The sequence below is a fragment of the Actinomadura rudentiformis genome (assembly GCF_008923185.1).
GTDB lineage: Bacteria > Actinomycetota > Actinomycetes > Streptosporangiales > Streptosporangiaceae > Spirillospora > Spirillospora rudentiformis.
The window spans coordinates 376,971-400,250 of the sequence record NZ_WBMT01000006.1; the positions used below are offsets into that span (position 1 = coordinate 376,971).

The window sequence follows — 23,280 nt, forward strand, 5'->3', positions numbered from 1 at the left end:
TAACACGCTGGTTATAGTAGGTACCTAGGAGAAAGTGACTACCCCGGAGGAGACGCCATGCCGGAGACCGAGTCCTGGACGGCGGCCGCGTCGGCCGACCCGGAGAACGCCTGCCCGATCGCCCCGGTGGTCGAGATCGTCTTCAGCCGCTGGACCACCCCGATCCTCTGGACGCTCCATGCCCATGGCAAGCAGCGGTTCGTGGAGCTCGAACGCCGCATCGGCACGATCACGCCCAAGGTGCTGACCCAGCGGCTGCGCCAGCTGGAGCGGGACGGCCTCGTCGTGCGCACCTACCACCCCGAGGTCCCGCCGCGCGTGGAGTACGAGATCAGCGAGCTGGGCCTGAGCCTGGCGCCGCTGTTCGCGACGCTGAACGAGTGGTCGGCGGTCAATCTGCCCAAGGTGGAGCAGGCCCGCGCGGCGCACGACGCCGGTTGAGAGCCCGCTGGTCTCTCAGGACGTGGGCTCCTGGCTCGGAGCCGGGAAGCGGAGCTTGTCCACGGCGTTGCGCCGGCGACGTTCGGGACGGCGGTCGTAGCGGGCGGTGGTGGCGGGTGAGGAGTGCCCGACCAGCTGCTGCACGGTGACGAGGTCGACGCCCTCGTCGAGGAGGTCGCCGATGAAGGTGCGGCGGAAGTCGTGCGGCGTCATCGACGGCAGCCCCGCCTCGCGCCGCCGCTTGACGACGACGTTGCGCACCGCCGCGTCGGTGAGCGGGCGATGCTGCAGGGCACCCGACTTGTGCACGGGCTTGAACAGAGGACCGGCCAGCCGGTCGTCGAGGGAGAGCCACGTGCCCAGCAGGACGGCGGCCGACTCGTGGAGGTACTCCATGCGTTCCTTGTCGCCCTTGCCGACGATGCGGAGCGCACGTTCACCGGGGTCGTAGTGCTCTCGGCGCAGACCGGCGATCTCCGAACGCCGCGCACCGGTGGTGTAGAGGGTGGCGAGCAGCGCGGCGTCCCGGCGCCCGGCCGGACCGGGATCGAGCGCACAGGCCCGCAGCAGGGCGGCGAACTCGGCCACATGGATGCTGCGGCCGCTCGGCAATCTGGAGCCCGTGAAGTTCTTGACCGCCTTGGCGCGCTGGTAGTCGTCGGTGGACATCTCCCCCAGGCTCCACGCCGCCCGCAGCACGCCGCGCAACGCGGCCAGGTGCTGGTTGCGGTAGGCGGGCGACCAGGGGCGCTCGGCGCCGTCCGGCCCGGGCGACGTCTGCTGACCGAGAAGTGCGCGGATCGCGGCCGTGTGCTCGGAACGCAGGGCGGCCCAGGGGAAGCCGCGTCCGGCGCTCTTGTCCGCGTCTCCTCCCGAGGCCTCAAGGAGGAACGCGGCGATGCGGTCAAGGCAGGCTGCCATGGTCCGCCGGGAGCGAGGGCTTTCCAGGGACGCCACGTACACCAGGTAAGGATTGCGGGAGGCAGGCACCTCCGCGACCGGATGTGTCAGAGGCGCGGCCACCGGCACGACCTCACTCACATGATCCACGCGTAGACCTTAGTGCCGTTTCAGGCAACGTTTGCCCCCTCGTCGGGGGCGATGTTGGCGCCGCCGACAAGGTCGCGGTGCCCAGTGAACCCGCAAAGCGGGCAGTGAAGGGCGCGTCCCGACGTTTGGGGGCGCGCAGGCATCCGCCGAGCCGGCAGGCACGCTGATGCCGCCCGGCGCCGACGCCCTCTCCTGGCAGTGGCTAGTGCGTCTTCGATGTGGCCTGGGTGAGCAATCCGTCCACGAAGACCGGGAGCACCAGGGGATAGATGTCGAGGGAGGACCGGGCCGGCCACTGGTCGCCGAGGGCGGCCAGCTGCGGATACCGGGACGGGTCGAGCTTGCCAAGGCCGAACTCGAAGTCGGCGGCGCCGACGTCGCTTCTCCGGCGGTCGGTGTGGGCGCGGACGAGGATTTCGCCGACGGTGTAGTACCAGATGCTGCGGAAGAGGTCGACGGCTTGCAGCGGCGTGCATCCGTACTCGATGGCTCCGGCCACGATGGTCTCGACGAACCACAGCGCGGAATCGCCCAGGCGCCCGAGGAAGCCGTCGGCGGTGAGGACCTCCGCCCCCCATGGCCAGTCGGCGAGGGCGTCGTGGATCGTGGCCCACGCGACGATGATCCGGTCCCGGGGATTGTCGGGCAGATCTGGGCGTGCGACCTGGTCGACGTGCGCGTTGACGAGCTGAACCACCAGATCGTCCTTGTCTCGTACGTGGTGGTACAGGGTCGTCGGCCCGATATCGAGCTCGGCGGCCAGCCGTCGAATGGTCAGGCTCTCCCAGCCGTCCCGGTCGATGAGCAGGCGAGCGGCCGCGAGGATCTCGGCGCGTGAGGTCGCCGGTGGCCGGCCGGTGCGGCCGGTCGGCCGCGCGACGTCTCGTTGTCTGGGCACCGTCCCATCATGCTGCCCCGCGGTCCGCTCCGGTGAATCGGCGCTCCTCCCCGTGGGCGGACGGGCCCGGTGGTGCTACTTTAGGAACATGTTCCGAAAGTCGTCCATGAAGGGAGGCGCGTTGCGATGACCAACCGGGAAACAGCAAGCTCCGATGCCCGGCCGGGGCTCGTTCTCGCCACGGCGGCCGTGGTGCAGTTCCTGGTGTCGCTGGATCTGTCGGTGGTGAACGTCGGGCTCCCGCAGATCGGCAGTGCCCTCGGCTTCAGCGCGGTGGGCCTGACCTGGGTGATCCATGCCTACGCCCTCGCGTTCGGAGGGCTGCTGCTGCTGGGCGGCAAGCTGGCCGACCGGTACGGCCGCAAGCGGATGCTGCTGTTCGGGCTCGGCCTGTTCGGTCTCGCCTCCCTGCTCGGCGGCTTCGCAGCCGACCCCGGCCAGCTGGTCGCGGCTCGCGCGGCGCAGGGCGTCGGCGCCGCCGCTCTCGCACCGGCCGCGCTGGCGCTGCTGACCGCGACGTTCCCCGCCGGCAAGGCCAGGGTCCGGGCCTTCGGGATCTGGAGCGCGACCAACGCCGCGGGCGGCGCCCTTGGTGTGCTGGTCGGAGGCCTGCTCACCGAGTACGCCGGCTGGCGCTGGGTGATGTTGGTGAACGTTCCGATGGCGCTGATCGCACTTGCCATGGCCTGGTGGGGCGTCGCCGCCGACCACGCGAGAGAACGTGCCGGCCGTCCCGACGTCCTCGGCGGTGTCCTGGCCACGGCCGGCATGAGCCTGCTGGTGTTCGGCGTGGTCCGCACCGACCATTACGCGTGGACGTCCGCCGTCACGGTGACGACCCTGGCCATCGCCGTCGCGCTCCTGGCCGCCTTCGTCGTCGTCGAACGGACCACCAGCCGCGATCCGCTGGTCCGGCTCGGCCTGTTCGCCAACCGTTCCGTACTCGGCGCGATCACCTACGTCCTGCTGGTCGGCGCGGCCATGGCGTCGGCGTTCTATTTCATGTCGCTGTACCTGCAGCGGGTGCTCGGCACCGGATCGGCCCTGACCGGGATCCAGTTCCTGCCGTTCGCCTTCGGCGTGATCGCCGGTTCCGTGCTCGCCGTCAAACTCGGCTACCGGTTCGCGCCCCGGACCCTGCTGATCGGCGGCGGGCTGCTGACCGCGACCGGCTTCGCCTGGTTCGGTTTCGCCAGTCCGGACGGCACCTTCCTCACCGACGTCCTGGGGCCCTCGATCGTGGCCGGCGTCGGATTCGGGCTCTGCCTCGGGCCGGTCACCTCCATCGCCACCGCCGGCGTCGCGCCCCACGAGGCCGGCACCGCATCGGGCCTGCTCAACAGCGCGCGCCAGCTCGGTGCCGCAGTGGGACTGGCCGCCCTCGGCACCGCGGCCCACCGCCGCACCGGACCGACGGCGGCGCCCGAGGCCCTCAGCGACGGATATGCGTTCGGCCTGACGCTGTGCGCAGCGCTCCTCGTGGCGGCCGTCCTGATCGCCATCACCGTCCTGCGCCGCTCGGAAACGCCGGAGCCGGAAGTGCAGGCATTGACCCCTCAACCCATGACCGCCAGGCCATGACCACCGAACTTCGCCGGCCGCGCTCGGCAGATGCGGCCGGCGCGAAAGGAGCGAGCGATGACCACCGCTGACCTTGCCGAGGCGAGAGAGGCGCCCCCGCAGCGACCGGCCGATGGGGACTCCGCGGCGGGACAGAGCCTGTCAAGGCTGCTGCGCCCTTATCTCGGGAGGTTCGCCGCCGTCGTGATCCTTCAGATCATCGGTGCCGTCGCGGGGCTGGCGCCGCTGCTGGCGGTCGTCGAACTGGGCCGTACCTTGCTGTCGCCCGGCCCGATCGATCATGATCATGTCTGGCTCGTCGTCGGCGCGGGTGCGGCGGGCCTGTTCGCCCAGCTGCTGTTCACGGGTGCGTCGTCCGGGGTCGGGCATCTTCTGGACGACCAGGTACAGCTGTCGTTCCGCCGGCAGCTGGCCGCGCGGCTGGGGCGCGTGCCGATCGGCTGGTTCTCCCGGCGGCAGACGGGCGAGCTGGCGAAGGTCGTCGGTGAGGACGTGAGCGCCGTGCACCCGTTCATCGCCCACACCCCCGGCGAGCTCATCTCCGCGTTCGTGGTGCCGCTGGTGTCGCTGATCTATCTGTTCACCATCGACTGGCGGCTCACGCTGATCACGTTGATACCGGTGGCGCTGGCGGTGGCGCTGGTCCCCCTGATGATGACCCCGACCCGGCTGCGTGAGCAGAAGGAGTTCGACGCGGCCATGGGACGGATCGCGAGTTCGGTCGTCGAGTTCGTCCAGGGCATCGCGGTGGTCAAGGCGTTCGGCGGAGGCGAGCGCGCCCACCGGAGATTCCTCACGGCCGTGGACGACTTCGTCGGCTCGTTCTACCAGATGGTGCGCGGTCTCGCCGGGATCGCCGCGGGGATGCAGGTGGCGCTGTCGCCGCCGTTCGTGTTGCTGGCCGTGTTGATCGGCGGTACGACTCTGATCACCAGCGGCGGCATGGCCCCGGCCGACCTGCTGCCCTTCCTGGTGCTCGGGCTGGCCCTGACAGCGCCGGTGGCGGCCCTCGGCCACGGCTTCGACGACATGCAGGCCGCCAGGCGCGCGGTTGGCCGGATCCGGGACGTGCTCGAGGTGCCGTCGCTACCGGAGCCCGCCCACCCGGTCGCACCGCAGGGACACCGGGTCGAACTGCGGGAGGTCCGATTCGGCTACGAGGACGACCACGAGGTGCTGCGCGGAATCGACCTGGTGCTGGAGCCGGGGACGGTCACAGCGATCGTCGGGCCGTCAGGCAGCGGGAAGTCCACGCTGGTCCAGTTGTTGCCGCGGTTCTTCGACCCGACCCACGGTTCGGTGCTCCTGGGCGGTGTCGACCTGCGCGAGCTCGGCAGCAGGGAGCTCTACCGGAGGGTCTCCTTCGTCTTCCAGGACGTCCGCCTGCTGCGCGCCTCGGTCGCCGACAACATCGCGCTGGCGGTGCCGCACGCCGACCTCGACGAGGTGGTGCGCGCCGCCCGGCTGGCGAACGTTCACGACCGGATCCTCGAACTGCCGGACGGTTACGACACGGTGCTCGGCGAGGACGTCGGGCTGTCGGGTGGTGAGGCGCAGCGGATCTCGATCGCACGCGCCCTGCTGGCCGGCGCGCCCGTGCTGGTCCTCGACGAGGCGACCGCGTTCGCCGATCCGCAGACCGAACAGGCTGTGCGCCGCGCTCTGGCGACGCTGGAGGGCGATCGCACGATCCTGGTCATCGCCCATCGCCTGGAAACGATCGCCGACGCCGACACCGTCGTGGTGCTGGAGAACGGGTCGATCGTCGAGCGCGGCAGGCCCGCCGAGCTGCTGGCCCAGGACGGGCGGTTCGCCGCGTTCTGGCGATCCCAACGAACGGCGATCGCTGACGAGATCGAAGCCCACGGTGGCGTACTGCAAGGAGATGAGCCCCAATGATTCGAGTGTTGCTGCGCGTGCTGGGCCACGAGTACGCCCAGCCCGTACGACGCACCGTGGCCCTGATGACGATCACCGCGGTGGTCGAGGGCCTGTCCTACGCCCTGCTGGTTCCGGTGCTGCGGGCGCTGTTCGGAAACGATCCCGGCGACGCGCGCCCATGGCTGATCGCGTTCGGGGCCGCGGTCGCGGTCTACGCGGTGCTGCGCTATGTCAGCGATCTATCCGGCTTCCGCTCCGCGAGCACGCTGCTGCACGGCACGTATCACCGGATGGGCGAGCATCTCGCCCGCCTGCCCATCGGCTGGTACAGCGAGGCCCGCGTCGGGCAGGTGTCGGTGCTGGCGAGCCGCGGCGTCCTGCAGGCACTGGGAGTGATCGCGCACCTGCTGGCACCGCTCATCTCCGCCGCCGTGACCCCGCTGACGGTCGTCGTCGTGATGCTCGCCTTCAGCTGGCAGATGGGGCTGGCCGCGTTGATCGGCGTGCCGGTCGTGGCGGCCATCCAGGTCTGGACTGGCCGCGCGATGGCCGCGGCCGACGCCGAGCGAGCCGAACGTGACCACGAGGCCACCGGCCGGGTCATCGAGTATCTCCAGGCCCAGCCGGTGCTGCGCGCCGGTGGCCGGACCATCGAACGCTTCGGGCTGCTCGACGACTCGCTGCGCGGGCTCCAGCGGGCGTCCCGCCGTTCCACGCTGTCGGCTCTGCCCGGCGTATTGGGCTTGACGCTCACGGTGCAGGCGATGTTCACCGTGTTGCTGGTGCTGGGCGCCCACCTCGCACTCGGGGGGAACATCGGTGCGGCCGAGATTCTGGCGATCCTGGTGCTGGCCGCACGCTGCGCGGACCCGCTGCTGTCGCTGGCGGACATGGGCGGCCAGCTTCGCGGCGCCCGTTCCGAGCTGACCAGGCTCGACGCGTTGTTGCGCACCCAGCCGCTGCCGGAGCCCGGCGACCCGGTCCAGCCGCGACACCATGACCTGGAGTTGGAGTCCGTCACCTTCCGGCATGGCGACCGCACGGTGATCGACAATGTGTCGTTGTCCGTGCCGGAGGGGCAGCGGCTCGCCGTCGTCGGGCCGTCGGGCGCCGGCAAGAGCACACTGCTGCAGTTGCTCGCGCGCTTCTACGACGTGGACGCCGGCGCGGTGCGCATCGGAGGCGTCGACGTGCGTGCCATCAACACCTCAGAGTTGCTCGCGCAGTTCGCCATCGTCTTCCAGGACGTCTATCTCTTCGACGGCACGATCGAGGAGAACGTGCGTCTCGGCCGTCCCGACGCCGACCAGGCCGAGGTGCGGGCGGCGGTGACCGCGGCGCGGCTGGACGAGGTGATCGAGCGGCTCCCCGGCGGATGGGAGACGAATGTCGGCGAAGGCGGCGCACTGCTGTCGGGTGGTGAGCGCCAGCGCGTCTCGATCGCGCGGGCACTGCTGAAGAACGCGCCGATCGTGCTGCTGGACGAGGTGACCTCCGCGCTGGACCCGGTGAACGAGGCGGCCGTCCACGAAGGCATCGAGCGCCTGATGGCGGGCCGGACGGTGGTGATGGTGGCGCACCGGATGCGGACCATCCGGCGCGCTGATCGCATCGTCTTCCTGGACGGCGGCCGGGTCGTCGAGGAAGGCAGCCACGACGAGTTGCTTCACCGCGGCGGTCGCTATGCCGATTTCTGGGATGTCTCCCTGACGCCGGCAGGGAGTGAATGAGCCTGTAAGGAGTGAATGAGCCGGTATGCCGCATCCGTGGTGAACAACTGCGCTGAACTGTGCTGAAGATCAGGCCTTGATGCGTTCGGCGGGCATGCCGGGGCCGATCACGGCCTGGATCTCAGCCGCGTCGTCCACCTGACCGCAGTGGGCGCACACCGTACGCTGGCTGACTCCGGTGCCGCAGACCGAGTGGGTGTAGAGGATCGGCGGCTCCCCCTCGGTCGCCCACCGGTCGCCCCACTCGGAGAGCGCGACCAGCGCGGGCGCGAGCGCGCGCCCCTTGTCGGTCAGCAGGTACTCGTACAGTTCGGGCTGCTCGGAGTACCTGTGGCGCCGCATGAGCCCGGCCTCGACGAAACCGTCGAGCCGGGACTTGAGGATGTTGGTCGCGACGCCGAGGTTGCGCTGGAAGTCGCTGTAGCGGGTCGCTCCCCCGAACACGGCGTCGCGAACGATCAGCAGGCTCCAGCGCTCACCGATCAGCTCTAGGGCGCGGGCGATCGAACACACCTGTGAGTCGTACGTCTTTCCCAGCATGGCTTCAGTCTACCGAGGTGCTTGCGTCATGCAAGTGATATGGGCTACGGTCACTTGCATGACGCAAGCAGCCCAGAACTACACCACTGTCTTCTCGGTGGAGCGCACGCCCCAGGAAGCATTCGAGGCCATCACCAACGTCCGCGGCTGGTGGTCGGAAGGCGCCGAGGGCGTCACCGACCAGGTCGGCGGAGAGTTCGTCCACCGCTACAAGGACGTCCACCGCTGCACGGTCCGCGTCACGGAGCTCGTGCCCGGCCGCAAGGTCACCTGGCGCGTCCTGGACAACTACTTCAACTTCATCGAAGACCAGGCCGAATGGAAGGACACCGAGGTCGTCTTCGAGATCTCTGAAAAGGACGGCGGCGCCGAGGTCCGGTTCACGCACGTGGGCCTTGTCCCTCAGTACGAGTGCTACGACGTATGCACCAACGCGTGGGGCGGCTACATCAGCGGCAGCCTGCGCAACCTGATCAACACGGGCCAGGGCCAGCCCAACCCGAAGGAGGACGGGAACGCCCCGGACCACCAGCACGCCGCCACCGCGCACCGCGCCAAGCGTTCACCCCGGGCCACCAGCCTGGCCGACACCAAGGTGACTGCCTGAGATGACCGCGATCGAAGGCAAGATCGTCCTGATCACCGGCGCCAACCGAGGCATCGGGCGGGCGATGCTGGAGGAGGCGCTGAGCAGGGGCGCCCAGCAGGTGTACGCCGGCACGCGCGGATCCTTCACCCACCCGGACGAACGGGTCACACCCCTGATCCTTGACATCACCGACGAGGCGCAGACACAACAGGCCGTCCAGGCGGTCCCCTCACTCGACATTCTCGTCAACAACGCCGGCGTGGCACTCCCCGACGATCTCAACGACCATGCCGTGATCGAGCGCCACCTCGCCGTCAACCTCTTCGGCATCCACCGTGTGACTCAGGCCTTCCTGCCCCTGCTGGTCCGTTCGCGCGGCGCCATCGTCAACGCCCTGTCCACGGCGGCCCTCGTCCCGCTGTCGATCGTTCCGGCGTACTCGATCTCGAAGGCGGCCGCGCTCTCCCTGACGCAGTCGCAGCGAGCACTCCTCACCGACCAGGGCGTCAGGGTCCACGCCGTCTTCACCGGCCCGACCGACACCGACATGAACCGCGGGTTCGACATCCCGAAGGCCTCGCCGGAATCAGTCGCGCAAGCCATCTTCGACGGCGTGGAGAAGCAGGAGGAGGACATCTTCCCCGACCCCATGTCGCAGACCCTGGCCGACGGATGGCGGAACAGCCCCTTCGCCTACAACGACGAGGAGATCTGAATGACCACACTGAAACCCGGCAGCATCCTTCTTGGCACCACCCGGCCTGCGGAACTGCGTGACTGGTACCGCAAGGCGCTCGCGCCGGAACACGAGGGCGATGGGCCGATCGATCTCGGTGGCTTCCTGCTGGTCATCGAGGAGCGCGACGACGTCGACGCGAAGAACAACGAGCCGGGCCGGATGATCCTCAACTTCCACGTCGACGACTTCGACGCCGTCGAGGCGCAGTTGCGGGCGGCCGGCGTGGAATGGATCGTCCCCGTCGCCGACCGGCCCTCCGGCCGCTTCGGGACGTTCGAAGACCCTGATGGGAACTACCTCCAGATCATCCGGTTCAAGCAGGACTCCTGAGCCCAGGCGCCGTGCCCGGCCAGCGCGCACCGTGCGCTGGCCGGGCACGCCTGCTGTGGGGCGAGAGGCTGAGATCCGCGCCGGTCAACGCCGTTCCATGCCGCCGGCCTGACCAGAGCGAGCCGGCCATCTGTCACATTCCTCCATCCGGGTCCGTCATAGCAATTGACCGGCGAACCAATGCCGATGTGACATCCGGGCTCGGTCCGGATGGACCGCCGGCCGGTTCAGGCAGTTCACATACCTCGAGCACAGAGGAGACAAGGCATGAAAGCGCACGTCAGCTCGATCCTGCTCGGCGTCCGGGACATGGAGGAGGCCAAGCGGTTCTACACCGAGGGGCTCGGCTGGAAGATCAAGGACGACTACGGTGTCTCGGTGTTCTTCGAATCGGACGGGGCCTCGCCCGTCGGCTTCTACGGCCGTGACGGCCTGGCCGACCAGGTGGGCACGAGCCCGGAAGGCAGCGGCTTCAGCGGACTGGTCCTCACCTACGTCGTCCGCAGTGAGGCACGCGTGGACGAGATCATCTCCGAGGCCGAGAAGGCCGGTGCCACGATCCTCAAGCCCGCCGGCGCCCTGCCGTGGGGCGGTTACGGCGGCACCTTCGCAGACCCGGACGGCTACATCTGGAGTCTCGGCTACAGCGACCAGGGAACAGACCAGCCCTACGCTGAATAGCCGCAGAGGGGCATCCGTGGCAAGTGTGGGTTGACCGGCCATTGCCGGGCGCGCGCTGGCCCGATGCCCCCTCCGCATGAAGGACGTGATCGGTTCCAGGCGAGGAGGTTCGGCGCCGACGCGGAATCGTGTCGGCGCCGAACCACCGCTCTGTGTTGGACGTGACCACGGCCAAAGGGCAGCAGCCTTAGGCAGTGTCAGGAACTCGTGAGGATGACGAGCCGCTGGGTCGCTCGGGTCATCGCGACATAGCGGTCGACCGCTCCTTCGATGCCCGTGCCGAACGCCTCTGGGTCGATGAGAACGACCAGGTCGAACTCAAGGCCCTTTGCCAGCTCCGGGGTCAGCGACCGGACGCGCGGCGTCTCCTGGAACGTGGGATCGCCGATGACGCAGGCGACCCCGTCGGCGTTTGCGGCGCGCCAGGTGTCGAGGATCGATCCCAGCTCCGACACGGATCCATGGACCACGGGGATGTCGCTCTTGCGGATGGAGGCCGGCACGTTGGCGTCCGGGAGGACGGCCCGGATGACCGGCTCGGCTTCCGCCATGACCTCTGCCGGTGTCCGGTAGTTGACGCTCAGGGATGTGAGGGTGATGTGGCCGAGGCCGATTCGCTTGAGCCGTTCCTGCCACGACTCGGTGAAGCCGTGCCTGGCCTGGGCACGGTCCCCGACGATGGTGAAGCTCCGGGACGGGCAGCGGAGCAGCAACATCTGCCACTCCGCGTCGGTCAGTTCCTGAGCCTCGTCCACGACGATGTGGGCGAACGGGCCCGCGAGCAGGTCGGGGTCGGGGGTGGGCAGTTCGGTCTCGTCGACCAGCGTGTTCTTCGCGTCCTGGACTCGCAGCATCGTCACCAGGCCTTCACCGTCGTCGTCGGCCTCGATGAGGTTGTCGACGACCTGCGCCATGCGCTCGCGCTGGACGGCGACGGCGGCCTCGTGCCGGCGCCTGCGACGTGACGCCTCGGGGTCACCGAGCCGCTGCCGCGCCGCGTCCAGGAGCGGCAGGTCGGACACCGTCCAGGCGTGGACGTCGTCGCGCTGCAACTTCCGTACGTCGTCGGGACCGAGCCAGGGGGCGCACATCCGCAGGTAAGCGGGTACCGACCACAGATCCCCGACGAGATCGGCCGGTTCGATCATCGGCCATGCCCTGTTGAGGGCCATGAGCAGTTCTCTGTCCTGCCGCAGCGCTTTCCGGAGCAGATCAGCCGAGACGTCGCCGTCGTACTTGTCGATCAGGATCGCGAGCAGTTCCTCCAAGATCTGGTCGCGCGCCTCGTTGTGCGGGATGCCGGGGTCCGGCGCCCGGAACGCCTCGGCCCATTCATCGGCGCTCAACCAGATGTCGGCCCAGGGGGTGGTGACCGTCATCCCCTTGGCGGGCGGATTCTCGTAGAACCTGACGGCCTTCTCGATCGCCTTCACCATGACGGCCGAAGATTTCAGGAGGGCCACATCCGGGTCGGCCTCGACCGCCGCCGCGGCTCCTTCGGGGGCAAGGTCCCGCAGAGTGCAGGTCTGCACGCCTTCCTCTCCGAGGCTGGGGAGGACGGCGGCGACGTACGCCAGATAGGGCTGATGCGGACCGACGAACAGCACGCCGCCCCGGTTGTGACCGAGGCGGGGGTCGGAGTAGAGAAGGTAGGCGGAACGGTGCAGGGCGACGACGGTCTTGCCGGTGCCCGGGCCGCCGTCGACCACGAGAGCACCGCGGGACCCGGCGCGGATGATCGCGTCCTGGTCGGCCTGGATGGTGCCGAGAACGTCGCGCATCCGGGTCGACCGGTGGCCGCCCAGGCTGGCGATGAAGGCGGACTGGTCATCGAGCGCGGCGTGCCCTTCGAACCCGTCCGGGGTGAACACCTCGTCCCAGTAGTCGCTGATCCGGCCGCGGGTCCAGCGATACCGGCGGCGGCTCACCAATCCCATCGGGTTTCCGTGGGTCGCTCCGAAGAACGGCTCAGCCGCCGGGGAGCGCCAGTCGAGCAGCAACCGGCGACCCGTACCGTCCTTGAGGCCGAGCCGTCCGACGTACACGGGCTCGGGGTCGTCGGCACTGACGATGTGCCCGAGGCACAGGTCCATGCCGTAGCGGCGCAGGGTGCGCAGGCGAGCGGCGAGCCGATGGATCTCCATGTCCCGTTCCAGCGCCGCCTGGCCTTTGCCACCGGGCGCCTTGCGCTCGGCATCGAGGCGCTCGGACACCTCCGCGATCGACCGCTCAAGGCTCTCCGCGATCGCCGCGAAGTGCTGCTCGTCGCCCGCGATCAGCGCCGGGTCGGCCTTGGGGGCGAGGTGGCCGGGAAGGTCGAACACGCTGGTGGACAGAGGGGTCACTCGATCAACTCCGATCAGAGGTACGTATGGTGAGCGCACACGCCGTTTCCGCAGGTACTCGGCCTAGGCCGACGATTCTGCGGCATCACCCGGGGCTTGTGGCAAGCCCCCTGGTGCGCTATACGTTGAGAGTGGAAAGGAGCGGGACAACCCCTTTCCACCCTCGCCCGCCATGGACGGGCAACCTCCTTGCGAAGCGGCAGCGCGCCGCGTACGGCCATACCGTCGGCCCTACGCGGCGCGTTATTGCGCTGCTGAACGACAGGGAATCATCACCGGCGCGCGGTGACCAGGGTCATCGGACGACCCGGTAGTGGATGTGGGTGACGCCCGGCGCGGGCACGACCTTGACGAGCTCGAGGCCGATGTGGCCGGGCAGTGCCTGGAAGTACGGCCGGCCGCCGCCGAGCAGGACCGGCACCTGGTGGAGGACCAGCTCGTCGACGAGTCCCGCCTTCAGCGCCTCGGTGACGACGCCGCCGCCCTGGAGCCCGACATCCTTGCCATCAGCTTGTTTCCGCGCGACCGCGATCGCCTCTTCGATGCCGGTGGAGACGAAGGTCTGGGCCGGCCAGGAAGCGGGCGCCGGGCGATGGCTCAGCACGACCAGCGGTGCCGTCGGGTGCGGCTTGCCTCCGGCCGACCATCCCGAGTCGTCGTAGGTGTTCCGGCCGCAGACGATGGCACCGACCGAGCTTGCGAGCTCGTCGAAGACAGAGGCGCTCTCCGCCGACAGCCGGAAGCCCTCGAAACTCTTGCTCGGGGTGTCGCCGTCGCCGTACCAGTTGAAGAGCACGCCGCCGTCGCCGAGCCCGCGGCCGTGGCTCGGCTCGCGGCCGGTGATGTAGCCGTCAACGGAGACGGAGAGCGCGCTGAAGACCTTGCTCATCGGTAGCTTCCTTCTCGAGTTTCTTTATGCGGTCTAGCGGTCATGTCGCTTCAGCCAGTCGACGTAATCGGGTACGGCGCGTTCGACGTCGTACTCCGGCCGGAAGCCGGTGTCCGCCCGCAGCCGGGTGATGTCGAGGTAGTTGTCCGGGGGCCGGTCGGGATTGCGACCCTCCGGCAGGGTGATGTCCGCGTCCGGAATAACGGCGTTGATAGCGTCGGCGACCTCGCCGTACCGCACCAGCCGCCCGGACGAGACGTTGTAGACGCGGTGGTTCAGCCGCTCAGCGAGCATGAGCAGCGCGATCGCCCGGCCGCAGTCCTTCACGTAGCAGAGGTCTGTGCCGTCCTCGGCGTACGCGGGCGGGCGAGGCGGGGTGAGATCGGGGTCCTCCCCCCACACCGCCGCGCTGAGCAGGCGGGGAAGCGGAGTGAACGGATTGTCGGGCACGCCGAGGGGCCCCCAGATGGTGCCGATCCGCAGGCTCACCGTGTCGAACCCGGCGCTGTCTCCGGCCAGCGAGGCGAACAACTCCGCGGTCTTCTTGAACACCGGAATCTGATGTGCTGCCACCACCGGCAGCGGGGTGTCCTCGCGCCACGGCACCTCGTCCACCCCTGCGTACACGCCGATGGTGCTGGCGACGGAGAACCGCCGCACGCCCCACGCCGTCGCCGCCTTGAGCGCGTTGAGCAGGCCGAGGGTGTCGGCGCGGAGGTACTCGACCGGATCGGGCAAGTCGTAGCGGGCCGCCGCGAGGTGCACGATGCCGGTGATCTCATGGCGCCTCCCGATGCCGAGGAAGGCCGCCTCGTCGGCGGTGTCCAGCGGCTCGACGACGACCCGGCCGCCGGGCTCGTCGGCGACGTACTCAGGCAGCCGGGTGGACCTGTGTGCGGTGAGCACGACGGATTCACCCAGGTCAAGCAGGGCCCGTGCGGTGTGCGACCCGATGGAGCCCAGGCCGCCGGTAATGAGGATCATCTGCGCCCCTCCGTCGCGGATCCGTCCAGGGACGTCGACACGTACAGGGTCAGGGGAGGCATTTCACTCCAAGGTTTCGCGGGTCGGATGTCAGATGCATTGCGGGAAGTCCAAAAGCCGGTCGGGGTCGTAGGCCTTCTTGGCCGCCGCCAGCCGGGAATGGTTGCCCGCGTGGTAGGCGCCGGCCCAGTCGTCCAGCCGCGAATCGGGGAAGTTCGGATAGACGCGCCCGGACCCGTCGGCGTGAGCGATGTCCCAGGACCGATCGATCCACGCGTCGGGCGCCTCCGCGGTGTGCTGAAGCATGAAGAGTTCACTTCGATGGGCGAAGGCGGTCGCGGTTTCCGGGACGCGGTTGTAGGCGCCGCCCATCGCCGTGAACGCGAGTTGCCTGCGCCCCTCGGGCTTGCCGCTGAAGAGCGTGGAGAGCAACGCATCGGTTGTTGAGGGACGCATCGGTCGTTCGAACAACTCCGAACGCATGCGAAGAACCGAGGCGCCCCGCTCCCCGCACGGGTCGAGGTCGTCGAACGACGCCTTCAGGCGGTGAAAGGGCAGCCCACCGCGCACATCGACCACGGGATCCGCTCCCGCCGCACCGCGGAATTCCTCCAGCAACCCACGGGTGACGGCCTCCTCCCGCAGCGAGGCTCCGAAAAGGACGGCCTTGGGAGGCTCGCCGGGTTCGGCGGTCAAGGTGAGGTTGGCGGTGATCCCATCGGGTGTGCCCGGCGCCCAGTGCTGCCAGGCCGCGACCGTGTGCGCGGCGTGGTCCGGGGACAGGGACCAGCGCAGCTCGAAGCGGGTCGCCATCGGCTCGGGGACGGTGTCGAAGACCAGTGAGGTGACCACGCCGAACTGGCCGCCGCCGGCGCCGCGCAAGGCCCAGAACAGCTCCGGCTCCCGGTCGGCGTCGCAGTCGATGACGCGTCCGTCCACGAGGACGATCCGGGCGCCGACGAGGCGATCGCAAGTGAGCCCGTGGCTGCGTCCGAGCAGGCCGATCCCGCCGCCGAGAGTGAGGCCTGCGATGCCCACGGTCGCGCCGCAGCCTGCGGGAATGGTCCGTCCGTGCAGGTGCAGCGTGGTGTAGACGTCTGCCAGCCTGGCTCCGGCGCCGATCGTCGCGTGCCCGCCGCCGGTCACCGTGATCGCGTCGAGTCCGGCCAGGTCGAGGACGATGCCGTCGGTGGACGACCGTCCCGCGAAGCAGTGGCCACCGCCGCGCGGGACGATGGGGATGCCGGCCTCCCGGGCGTACCGGATCCCGCGTGCCACGTCCGCGACGGAGGAGCACCGGATCACCGTCCGGGGACGCGCATCACGGTAGGCGGGGTTGGCGGGGCCCCGGACGTCCTCATAGCCAGGCGATCCGGGAACGAAGAGCTCCCCGTCGAGCTCGTCCCGCAGCCCGTCCAAGTTGATCACGGTGGAGAGAGTAGGAAGGGCGCGGCCTCACGGGCTTGAACGAAACGAGCATCCTTTACGGCCGCAGGGGTGCCGTGGCGCGTCTGGCCAGGAACGGTTTGTAGGAGGCCGAGTGGTCATGGCCGCAGCCGCACTGATTGGTGCCGCCCCTGAGGAGTTCGCTGGGGCTGACCCCGGTCAGGCGCACGCACTCACGGGTGAGGTGAGCGTGGTCGGCGTATCCGACGTCCACTGCAAGGCCGACCAGTCCGTCCGCGCCCATCCGTCCGCTGGGCGTCGCGCCCGCCTGGGCGAGAGCCAGGAATCCTTGGAATCGCAGCGTCCGTTGAAGAACCTTCGGGCCGACGCCCACCAGATGCAGGCAGCGGCGGCGCAACTGGCTGGTGGAGATCGCCAGGTGCCCGGCGAGCGCGCCGATCTCGATCGGGTGCCACGGCATCAACCGCCGCACCGCCTCTCCCACCAGGGGATCGAGATGACCTGCGGACCGGAAGATCTGGAGGAGATGAGCTTGGACGACATCCAGCGCCGCCTCCGGCCCCCTGGGGGCGGAGGCCACCGCCTCCGCCAGTCTTTCGGCCGTGCAGCCCCACAATTCATCAAGTCCCACCCGCTCGTCCAACAGATCATCGAGAACGGCGGGGAACGGCGGCGCCATCCCCGGGTGGAAACGCACCCCCACAAGCGTCGTGTTCGGCGGGATGACTTCGACTTTCGGGCCTGTCAGCGGCCCGAGCAATTGCGGCGGTCCACCGACCGGAAAGTGGAGTTCCGCCCCTCCTGTCGGCAGATGCCGCTGAACGTACGGCGCCTCACCCGTTCGCTGAATCCAGACGGTACGCACCGCACCGCGCAATTCGGCGATGGGTAAACGCTCAACATAGGACTCCGCCGCCACATCGACAGGCTATCGGTCGGCCCAGCTCCCCGGTCTTTCCTCAACCCTGTAGTGCGTGGGGTCTGCTCCCGGCCAGGTCTAGCCTGGGCTCATGATCGAAATCCCTGCGGGGGAGATCGTGCTGCGGGACGAGGGCACGAGGACGAACTGGACGGTCAAGGTCGACGCCTTCCGCCTGGCACCTCATGCCGTGACTCACGAGCTTTACGGCACGACGGCGACGGCGAGCACTCCGGTGACTGAGGTCTCATGGCTGGACGCCGTTCGGTTCTGCAATCAGCTCTCGCTCAGGGAAGGCCTCGCCCTTTGCTATTCGATGGGCGATGATCCCGACGGGCAGGACGTGGTGTGCGACTGGGCCGCCGACGGCTACCGGCTTCCGTCGGAGGCGGAATGGGAGTACGCGTGCCGGGCCGGGACCTCCGGCGTTCGCTACGGAGAGCTGGGCGAGATCGCCTGGTACCGCGAGAACTCAGGCGGCCGGGTGCACGAGGTCGGCACCAGGGCGCCGAACGCGTGGGGCCTCTACGACATGATCGGCAACGTCTGGGAATGGTGCTGGGACGTCTACGATCCCGAGGTCTACGGCCCGTACCGCGTGTTCCGTGGCGGCGGCGCGCACGACCGGCCCCGCGGATGCCGGGCGTCCTGCCGCCGCAAGAGCCACCCGACCTTCCGCATCGACGACCTGGGGTTCCGGCTCGCCCGATCGCTCTGACCGCCGGCTCAGCGGCCCACCTTGTCCAGGAAGTCGGCCAGGTTGTCCGTGGTCCGGTCGATCTGTTCCTGAAGGGTGAGCGACTCCTGGATCCGGGCGTCGGGCCCGGCCTTCTTCTTCCCGCGCAGGTAGAGCGAGCAGGCCAGATCGGCGCAGAAGTAGGCCCCGACCGAGTTGCCCTCCTGGCCGTTCCGGCCCGCTCTGCGCGCGGTCATCAGCGAGACGCCGCCTCCGGTGTGGGTGGTCAGGCACAACGAGCACATGCTGCGCCGGGCGAGCCCGGCATTTGACGCGGTCAGGCGCAACGCCACCCCCACCAGCCCGTCTCCAGCCTCCGTGACCAGGTAGGCCCGCTGCGGGGCGGCGGGGTCCCGCCATCCGAGGAAGTCCAGGTCGTCCCAGGGGCGGTCGGCCAGATCTCTGGGCACGGCCAGACGCTTCGCTTCGCCCTTGCTGCAGTTGACGAACGATGCGCGGATGTCGCGCTCGGTTACTGGTCTCATGTCTCGTACGGTATGTTTCCTAGGGGGATTAGGCAAATTCTTAGGAAGCCTAGGAGATCACATGGCGCGCGCTGGGCTGACCGCAGAACGCCTGACCCGGGCCGCCGCGGAGCTGGCCGACGAGGTCGGCTTTGAGAACGTGACGGTCTCGGCACTGGCGCGCAGGTTCGGGGTCAAGGACGCGAGCCTGTATTCGCACATCAGGAACGTGCAGGACCTGAAGGCCCGCGTGGCCGTGCTCGCCCTCGCCGAGCTCGCCGACAGGGCCGCTGCCGCACTGGCGGGCCGCGCGGGCAGGAATGCGCTGGCGGCCTTCGCGAGCGTTTACAGGGACTTCGCGAAGGAACATCCGGGCATGTACGCGGCTGCGCAGTTCCGGCTGGACCCGGAGACGGCGGCCGCCAGCGCCGCACGACGGCACGCCGAGCTGACCCGGGCGATCCTGCACGACTACGACCTGCAGGAGCCAGACGAGACCGATGCGGTGCGGCTGCTCGGCAGCGTTTTCCATGGCTACGTGAGCCTGGAGGTCGCCGGCGCGTTCAGCAACCACCCCCGCGACATCGACGCCTCATGGTCACGGGCCCTCGACGCCCTCGACAGCGCCCTACGGAACTGGCCGAGCAACCCACCCAACGGGTGAACCAGGCACGAACCTTTGGCACAGGTGCGCCCGGGCGCTCAGTTGGACGAGCACTCGGCGATGTCCAGATGCCAGATGGACGAGCAGGTGCACAAGGCACCGCTGAGCACCGAGGCCGGTTCAGATGCCGGTGTACGGCGGCGGACTCGACCGGAGCCACGTCCGCCCGTTCAAGGCGCGGCTGCACGTTCAACTGCCAGCACACTCAACTGACAGCGGCGCGCTCAACTGCAGCGGCACGCTCAACTGGCGGCGGCGCGCTCAGCCAACGGCTAGGCGCTGGCGGCGGCGCCGAACCACGTGGGCAGGTGGCTGAGCAGATCCTGCTGGTCTTCGCCGACCCATGCCACGTGGCCGTCCGGCCGAAGGAGCGCCGCAGGCACGTCCAGTTCCTCGCTGACGCCGACCACGTGGTCGATCCGCTCCGCCCAGCCCGCCACCGAGAGCTTGCCGGTCTGGTCGAGCAGCAGTCCTCGGCCGCCGCGCGTCAACTCGTAGAGGCGCCCCCGCTTCAGCCGCACATCCCGCATCCGCCGGCCGAGCAGGTCATGCCCCTCACCGAAGTCGTAACGGATCCCGATCGCAGCGATCTTCTCGATCAGGTGCCGGTTCACCTCCTCGAAGTCCATCAGTTCCGACAGCAGCCGGCGCACCGCCTGGGGACCCGGCTCGGTGGACATCAACTCGGCCTGCGCGCGGGTGATGTCCAGCACGGTGGCGGCCACCGGGTGCCGTTCGGTGTGATAGCTGTCCAGCAGCCCCTCCGGTGCCCAGCCGCCGACCTCGGCGGCCAGTTTCCACCCCAGGTTGAACGCGTCCTGGATGCCGAGGTTGAGCCCCTGCCCGCCCAGCGGCGGGTGGATGTGCGCCGCGTCGCCTGCCAGCAGCGCCCGGCCGACCCGGTAGCGTTCGGCCAGCCGGGTGGCGTCACCGAAGCGGGAGAGCCAGCGCGGCGAGTGCACGCCGAAGTCGGTGCCGGCGACCGCCCGCATCCGCTGCTTGAGCTCCTCGACGGTGGGCGGGACCGTGCGATCCTCGGCCACACCATCGGCGGGCGCGACGACCCGGTACACCCCGTCCCCGACGGGCCCGGCGCCGAATCCTCGCTGGGTCTTGCGGACCTCGGCCACCACGGCCGCCAACTCCTCCGGCGGCACGGCCACCTCCACCTCACCCAGCAACCACTCGGTCCTGGCGGGCTCACCGGGGAAACCGACGCCGAGCACCTTGCGCACCGTGCTGCGGCCGCCGTCGCAGCCGACGAGGTAACGCGAGCGCAGCCGCGTACCGTCGGCCAGCTCAGCGGTCACCCCGTGGTCGTCCTGGCTCAGCCCGACCAGTTCGCAGCCGCGCCGGATCTCGGCGCCGACCTCGGCGGCATGCTCGGCCAGCAGGCGATCGGTGGTGGTCTGCGGGATGCCGAGGATGTACGGATGTGCGGTGTCGAGCCGGTCCGGAGGCGGCTTGGTGATGCCGGCGAAGGAACCACCGAGGGGGTACTGCTGGCCGTGCGCGAGGAACCGCTCCAGCAGACCGCGCTGATCCAACACCTCGACACTGCGCGCGTGCAGGCCAAGCCCGCGGACGACCCTGGTCAGCTCCGCGTCCTTCTCCAGCACGAGCGTGTGCACGCCGTGCAGCCGCAGCTCGCCGGCCAGCATCATGCCGGTCGGCCCGCCACCGACAATGATCACATCAATCATCAAAACCCCCATTCACAGGGTTGCATTTCGGCCAGTTGCTCCGCGCATTCCCGCACGTCCGCGCCGAATTCCCGCAACCACACCGCACGCCATATTTCGTGGATCCCTGGTTTCCACGCGTTCTGGGCCTCGGCTGGAGATTCTGCAGGACGACCAGGGGCTTGCCGCAAGGCCCCCGGTCCGCTATATGTTGAAAGTGGCAGGGAGTGGAAAGCTCCTTGCCTTTTGCTTTTGTCGCCCGCTGCGCACGGGCAAGCTCTCCCCGAAGTGCCGAGTCACCGCCGCCGCGGAGGGCGGCGGTGACGTTCAGCGGGCCTACTGGCCGAAGGCGCCGACCAGGGCCTCCGCTCGGTCGCGCTTGGCGTACAGGGCCCAGAAGTTCTCGGCGAACACGTCGGGGTGGATCACCTCCGGCTCGAACCCGAGCGGCTCGGTCGCCGACATGACCGCCTGGTGTGGCACGCTGCCCTCGATCAGCGCGCCCACGTTCACGGCGCCGACGTAGACGCCCTTGTCCGCGAGTACGGCGTTGAGGTTGTGGAAGTAGTTGCGCAGTGCGGCCTGTGCCATGCCGGCGTTGCCGAGGAACGGCGTCGGGTAGATGCCGGACTGCCCCGCAGTGAACAGGATCGCGCCCTCGCCTCGTTCGACCATGTCCGGCAGGACGGCCCGGACCAGCGCGACTCCAGAGAGCAGGAAGCGGTCCAGGATCAGTTGCAGGTTGGCGGGATCGACGTCCAGTACCGACTCGATGCCTTCGCCCATGTTGCCGCCGCCCGGGCTGAACTCGGCGACGTCGATCTGACCGTACTCCTTGGTGATGGCGGCGACAGCGGCCTCGATCTGCTGGTGGTCGTAGACGTCGGCGGTGAAGCCGGCCGCCTCGATGCCGTCTTCGGCGAGCGCCGCGACGAGGCGGTCGAGGTTCTCGGTGGTACGGGCGACGAGCGCGACGCGGAAGCCCTCGCGTCCGAAGCGGCGTGCGAGGGACAGGCCCAGAACGGGGCCGGCACCGAAGATCGCAAGAGTCTTGGGCATGCGAGCAGTGCTCCTTGGTGAGAAGGGAATAAGTTGACTGTGGTCTCAACTTGTTCGGAGCGTATGCAGAACTTGGGAGTGCGGTCAACTTAGGTAGGATCACGCTCATGCCTCGTACGAAGCCGCTGAGGAAGGACGCGCAGCGCAACCGCGACCTGCTGATCAAGGCAGCCCGGGAGCTGTACGCCGCGCGCGGGCTGGACGTCTCACTCGACGAGATCGCCCGTACCGCCGGGGTCAGCAGCGGCACGCTGTACAACCACTTCCCCGACCGCACCGATCTGATCGACGCCGTCTTCGCCGACCGCGCCGCCACCGTGGTGCGGATCGCCGAGAACGCTTTGGCGATGGAGCCGTGGGAAGGCCTGGTGCACTTCCTGGAACGGGTCTGCGAGCAGCAGGCCGCCGACCGCGGCTACAACGACCTGGTCTCCCGCCGCGTACCGCAGGCTCCACCGACCGATGAGCACCTGCGCGGGTACGAGCTGATGCAGCAGATCGTCAAGCGGGCGCGCGAGTCCGGGACCCTGCGCGACGACGTCACCCTCGAAGACCTGGCCTTCGTGACGTGGGGCACCGCCCGGACCGTCGAGGCAACAGCCGGCATCAGACCCCAGGCATGGCGCCGCCACCTCGCCCTCATGCTCGACGGCTTCCGCACCCCCGCCCCACATCCGCTGCCGGAGCCGCCCCTACGCCCGGAGGAGCTGGTGAACGCCATGCGCGAGTGCTCCTGACACCTCTCCTAGGCCAACACGCGATGCCGCCCCGTCCGCTGGGGTGTTTGGTGGACACCCCGCGTAGATCCCCGCCGGGATGAGGAACTGAGCTCGTCCAAGGAACGCGTTGATGGCATCGGCGTCGCTCATGGGTGGTGACCATCGGGCCAACGGCGGCCGTCCCTGGGCAGTGCCTCAGACCGTTTCGGCGTCCAGCTCCTGTTCCGGAACGTGACAGCCCGGCGCCCGGCCGGAAAGGTCGTGATCGAGAGGGGGACGGCCATGGAGAGGGGCCGGTGAGGTGGCGCGGGCGCGCTTCGGGCCGTTACGTGCGGGAACGGCTACCGAGCGTTCGCGTATGAAGGCGCCGATGGTTACTCCGGCGCTTGGGCGCTCCGGCGGCAAGCCAACAAGGCGACCGCAACGCCCGCGCCACCACGCCGCTACGCAACAGCGGCCGCGCCATGATCGACCACAGCTACCTGCACACCGCCATCGACGACCACCCCCGCCCGGCCCACCTCCAAATCCTCGCCGACGAACGAAGAGAAACCGCCGCCGCGTTCTGCAGTCACGCCCACCAGTTCTTCACCGACGCAGGCATCACCGTCGCCGCGTTTTGACCGACAATGGCGCCTGCTACCACTACACACCCTGGCCCGATGCTCTGCGCCCGCGATCACATCACCCACAAACGCCAACAGCAAGGTTGATTGCTACCACCGCACACTGACCAACGACGTGCGCACGCACGCCTCTACACCAGCGAATCGAACGCCGCACCGCAGGCATCATGTCGTGGCCCCTGTGTCACGCCACACGTCGAAACGACGCGGCGAGTAGACGGTGATGTTGAAACAGGCGCGGGCCAGCCGCGTGTGCAGCGGCAGCAGGCCTTCGACGATCACGAAGTCCCGTGGCTCGACCACAGCCACCACCGCGGCCCACACCG

At 69.1% G+C, this 23,280-nt stretch carries 24 protein-coding genes; 12 read left to right on the forward strand and 12 right to left on the reverse strand.

What is annotated here, in order from left to right; translation table 11 throughout:
• The first annotated feature begins 57 nt into the window (after positions 1–57).
• Positions 58–441, forward strand: a complete 384-nt coding sequence (locus F8566_RS15370; protein ID WP_151560876.1) for a winged helix-turn-helix transcriptional regulator — start codon at positions 58–60, stop codon at positions 439–441.
• A 15-nt stretch (positions 442–456) separates the two neighbouring features.
• On the opposite strand, the gene F8566_RS15375 is transcribed toward F8566_RS15370, so the two are convergent.
• Both F8566_RS15375 and F8566_RS15380 read right to left on the reverse strand, forming a co-directional pair.
• Positions 457–1,491 (reverse strand): tyrosine-type recombinase/integrase, encoded by a 1,035-nt coding sequence (locus tag F8566_RS15375; protein WP_225993197.1) that lies wholly within the window; start codon positions 1,489–1,491, stop codon positions 457–459.
• A 202-nt stretch (positions 1,492–1,693) separates the two neighbouring features.
• Positions 1,694–2,389: a TetR/AcrR family transcriptional regulator gene (locus F8566_RS15380; protein WP_151560877.1), complete on the reverse strand. Its 696-nt coding sequence runs from the start codon at positions 2,387–2,389 to the stop codon at positions 1,694–1,696.
• A gap of 126 nt (positions 2,390–2,515) precedes the next feature.
• On the opposite strand from F8566_RS15380, the gene F8566_RS15385 reads away from it, so the two are divergent.
• The 3 genes from F8566_RS15385 to F8566_RS15395 are packed head-to-tail and all read left to right on the forward strand — an operon-like array spanning position 2,516 to position 7,581.
• Complete coding sequence (locus F8566_RS15385) at positions 2,516–3,970, forward strand: MFS transporter (protein ID WP_151560878.1); 1,455 nt, start codon at positions 2,516–2,518, stop codon at positions 3,968–3,970.
• A gap of 57 nt (positions 3,971–4,027) precedes the next feature.
• On the forward strand, positions 4,028–5,869 hold the full coding sequence (locus tag F8566_RS15390; protein ID WP_151560879.1) for an ABC transporter ATP-binding protein: 1,842 nt from the start codon (positions 4,028–4,030) through the stop codon (positions 5,867–5,869).
• Complete coding sequence (locus F8566_RS15395) at positions 5,866–7,581, forward strand: ABC transporter ATP-binding protein (RefSeq protein WP_151560880.1); 1,716 nt, start codon at positions 5,866–5,868, stop codon at positions 7,579–7,581. The genes F8566_RS15390 and F8566_RS15395 overlap by 4 nt, the downstream gene beginning before the upstream one ends.
• Before the next feature lie 69 nt (positions 7,582–7,650).
• On the opposite strand, the gene F8566_RS15400 is transcribed toward F8566_RS15395, so the two are convergent.
• Positions 7,651–8,121, reverse strand: coding sequence for a winged helix-turn-helix transcriptional regulator (locus tag F8566_RS15400; RefSeq protein ID WP_151560881.1), 471 nt, complete (start codon positions 8,119–8,121; stop codon positions 7,651–7,653).
• Between the two features lie 58 nt (positions 8,122–8,179).
• Here F8566_RS15400 and F8566_RS15405 point away from each other — a divergent pair, with 58 nt between their 5' ends.
• From F8566_RS15405 to F8566_RS15420, 4 genes are all read left to right on the forward strand, one after another.
• Positions 8,180–8,728: an SRPBCC family protein gene (locus F8566_RS15405; RefSeq protein ID WP_151560882.1), complete on the forward strand. Its 549-nt coding sequence runs from the start codon at positions 8,180–8,182 to the stop codon at positions 8,726–8,728.
• Between the two features lies 1 nt (position 8,729).
• Positions 8,730–9,425 carry an SDR family NAD(P)-dependent oxidoreductase gene (locus F8566_RS15410; protein ID WP_151560883.1) on the forward strand — a complete coding sequence of 232 codons (696 nt, stop codon included), beginning with the start codon at positions 8,730–8,732 and terminating at the stop codon, positions 9,423–9,425.
• Positions 9,426–9,779, forward strand: a complete 354-nt coding sequence (locus tag F8566_RS15415) for a VOC family protein (RefSeq protein ID WP_151560884.1) — start codon at positions 9,426–9,428, stop codon at positions 9,777–9,779.
• A gap of 267 nt (positions 9,780–10,046) precedes the next feature.
• Positions 10,047–10,460 carry a VOC family protein gene (locus tag F8566_RS15420; protein ID WP_151560885.1) on the forward strand — a complete coding sequence of 138 codons (414 nt, stop codon included), beginning with the start codon at positions 10,047–10,049 and terminating at the stop codon, positions 10,458–10,460.
• A 197-nt stretch (positions 10,461–10,657) separates the two neighbouring features.
• On the opposite strand, the gene helR is transcribed toward F8566_RS15420, so the two are convergent.
• The 5 genes from helR to F8566_RS15445 all read right to left on the reverse strand — a co-directional run bounded on the left by helR (position 10,658) and on the right by F8566_RS15445 (position 17,004).
• Positions 10,658–12,805: an RNA polymerase recycling motor ATPase HelR gene (gene helR, locus F8566_RS15425; protein WP_151560886.1), complete on the reverse strand. Its 2,148-nt coding sequence runs from the start codon at positions 12,803–12,805 to the stop codon at positions 10,658–10,660.
• A 295-nt stretch (positions 12,806–13,100) separates the two neighbouring features.
• Positions 13,101–13,694 (reverse strand): dihydrofolate reductase family protein, encoded by a 594-nt coding sequence (locus F8566_RS15430; protein ID WP_151560887.1) that lies wholly within the window; start codon positions 13,692–13,694, stop codon positions 13,101–13,103.
• A 33-nt stretch (positions 13,695–13,727) separates the two neighbouring features.
• On the reverse strand, positions 13,728–14,678 hold the full coding sequence (locus F8566_RS15435; protein WP_151560888.1) for an NAD-dependent epimerase/dehydratase family protein: 951 nt from the start codon (positions 14,676–14,678) through the stop codon (positions 13,728–13,730).
• 90 nt (positions 14,679–14,768) lie between these two features.
• Positions 14,769–16,106: an FAD-binding oxidoreductase gene (locus F8566_RS15440; RefSeq protein ID WP_151560889.1), complete on the reverse strand. Its 1,338-nt coding sequence runs from the start codon at positions 16,104–16,106 to the stop codon at positions 14,769–14,771.
• A gap of 55 nt (positions 16,107–16,161) precedes the next feature.
• The gene (locus F8566_RS15445) at positions 16,162–17,004 is read right to left on the reverse strand and encodes a helix-turn-helix domain-containing protein (RefSeq protein WP_151560890.1); all 843 of its coding nucleotides are present in this window, start codon (positions 17,002–17,004) and stop codon (positions 16,162–16,164) included.
• 91 nt (positions 17,005–17,095) lie between these two features.
• Between F8566_RS15445 and F8566_RS15450 the strand changes: the two genes are divergently transcribed.
• On the forward strand, positions 17,096–17,722 hold the full coding sequence (locus tag F8566_RS15450) for a formylglycine-generating enzyme family protein (RefSeq protein WP_151560891.1): 627 nt from the start codon (positions 17,096–17,098) through the stop codon (positions 17,720–17,722).
• 8 nt (positions 17,723–17,730) lie between these two features.
• Here F8566_RS15450 and F8566_RS15455 read toward each other — a convergent pair whose 3' ends face one another.
• Positions 17,731–18,225 (reverse strand): FBP domain-containing protein, encoded by a 495-nt coding sequence (locus tag F8566_RS15455; RefSeq protein WP_151560892.1) that lies wholly within the window; start codon positions 18,223–18,225, stop codon positions 17,731–17,733.
• A gap of 61 nt (positions 18,226–18,286) precedes the next feature.
• On the opposite strand from F8566_RS15455, the gene F8566_RS15460 reads away from it, so the two are divergent.
• Positions 18,287–18,868, forward strand: coding sequence for a TetR/AcrR family transcriptional regulator (locus F8566_RS15460; RefSeq protein ID WP_151560893.1), 582 nt, complete (start codon positions 18,287–18,289; stop codon positions 18,866–18,868).
• 272 nt (positions 18,869–19,140) lie between these two features.
• Here the strand turns inward: F8566_RS15460 and rox are convergent, their stop codons facing one another.
• Together rox and F8566_RS15470 are read right to left on the reverse strand one after the other, a co-directional pair.
• Complete coding sequence (rox, locus tag F8566_RS15465; protein ID WP_151560894.1) at positions 19,141–20,571, reverse strand: rifampin monooxygenase; 1,431 nt, start codon at positions 20,569–20,571, stop codon at positions 19,141–19,143.
• Positions 20,572–20,886: 315 nt separating this feature from the next.
• Positions 20,887–21,609, reverse strand: coding sequence for an SDR family NAD(P)-dependent oxidoreductase (locus F8566_RS15470; protein WP_151560895.1), 723 nt, complete (start codon positions 21,607–21,609; stop codon positions 20,887–20,889).
• A 107-nt stretch (positions 21,610–21,716) separates the two neighbouring features.
• Between F8566_RS15470 and F8566_RS15475 the strand changes: the two genes are divergently transcribed.
• Positions 21,717–22,346 carry a TetR/AcrR family transcriptional regulator gene (locus F8566_RS15475; protein ID WP_151560896.1) on the forward strand — a complete coding sequence of 210 codons (630 nt, stop codon included), beginning with the start codon at positions 21,717–21,719 and terminating at the stop codon, positions 22,344–22,346.
• A 368-nt stretch (positions 22,347–22,714) separates the two neighbouring features.
• Positions 22,715–22,951: a hypothetical protein gene (locus tag F8566_RS15480; RefSeq protein ID WP_151560897.1), complete on the forward strand. Its 237-nt coding sequence runs from the start codon at positions 22,715–22,717 to the stop codon at positions 22,949–22,951.
• A 168-nt stretch (positions 22,952–23,119) separates the two neighbouring features.
• Here F8566_RS15480 and F8566_RS15485 read toward each other — a convergent pair whose 3' ends face one another.
• Positions 23,120–23,257, reverse strand: coding sequence for a hypothetical protein (locus tag F8566_RS15485; RefSeq protein WP_225993198.1), 138 nt, complete (start codon positions 23,255–23,257; stop codon positions 23,120–23,122).
• Positions 23,258–23,280 lie beyond the last annotated feature (23 nt).

What these genes read in the sequence shown, in the direction of transcription:
- F8566_RS15370 (WP_151560876.1), top strand. Translation starts at nt 58, where the DNA reads ATGCCGGAGACCGAGTCCTGGACGGCGGCCGCGTCGGCCGACCCGGAG.
- F8566_RS15385 (WP_151560878.1), top strand. Translation starts at nt 2,516, where the DNA reads ATGACCAACCGGGAAACAGCAAGCTCCGATGCCCGGCCGGGGCTCGTT.
- F8566_RS15390 (WP_151560879.1), top strand. Translation starts at nt 4,028, where the DNA reads ATGACCACCGCTGACCTTGCCGAGGCGAGAGAGGCGCCCCCGCAGCGA.
- F8566_RS15395 (WP_151560880.1), top strand. Translation starts at nt 5,866, where the DNA reads ATGATTCGAGTGTTGCTGCGCGTGCTGGGCCACGAGTACGCCCAGCCC.
- F8566_RS15400 (WP_151560881.1), bottom strand. Translation starts at nt 8,121, where the DNA reads ATGCTGGGAAAGACGTACGACTCACAGGTGTGTTCGATCGCCCGCGCC.
- F8566_RS15405 (WP_151560882.1), top strand. Translation starts at nt 8,180, where the DNA reads ATGACGCAAGCAGCCCAGAACTACACCACTGTCTTCTCGGTGGAGCGC.
- F8566_RS15410 (WP_151560883.1), top strand. Translation starts at nt 8,730, where the DNA reads ATGACCGCGATCGAAGGCAAGATCGTCCTGATCACCGGCGCCAACCGA.
- F8566_RS15415 (WP_151560884.1), top strand. Translation starts at nt 9,426, where the DNA reads ATGACCACACTGAAACCCGGCAGCATCCTTCTTGGCACCACCCGGCCT.
- F8566_RS15420 (WP_151560885.1), top strand. Translation starts at nt 10,047, where the DNA reads ATGAAAGCGCACGTCAGCTCGATCCTGCTCGGCGTCCGGGACATGGAG.
- F8566_RS15430 (WP_151560887.1), bottom strand. Translation starts at nt 13,694, where the DNA reads ATGAGCAAGGTCTTCAGCGCGCTCTCCGTCTCCGTTGACGGCTACATC.
- F8566_RS15435 (WP_151560888.1), bottom strand. Translation starts at nt 14,678, where the DNA reads ATGATCCTCATTACCGGCGGCCTGGGCTCCATCGGGTCGCACACCGCA.
- F8566_RS15450 (WP_151560891.1), top strand. Translation starts at nt 17,096, where the DNA reads ATGATCGAAATCCCTGCGGGGGAGATCGTGCTGCGGGACGAGGGCACG.
- F8566_RS15455 (WP_151560892.1), bottom strand. Translation starts at nt 18,225, where the DNA reads ATGAGACCAGTAACCGAGCGCGACATCCGCGCATCGTTCGTCAACTGC.
- F8566_RS15460 (WP_151560893.1), top strand. Translation starts at nt 18,287, where the DNA reads ATGGCGCGCGCTGGGCTGACCGCAGAACGCCTGACCCGGGCCGCCGCG.
- rox (WP_151560894.1), bottom strand. Translation starts at nt 20,571, where the DNA reads ATGATTGATGTGATCATTGTCGGTGGCGGGCCGACCGGCATGATGCTG.
- F8566_RS15470 (WP_151560895.1), bottom strand. Translation starts at nt 21,609, where the DNA reads ATGCCCAAGACTCTTGCGATCTTCGGTGCCGGCCCCGTTCTGGGCCTG.
- F8566_RS15475 (WP_151560896.1), top strand. Translation starts at nt 21,717, where the DNA reads ATGCCTCGTACGAAGCCGCTGAGGAAGGACGCGCAGCGCAACCGCGAC.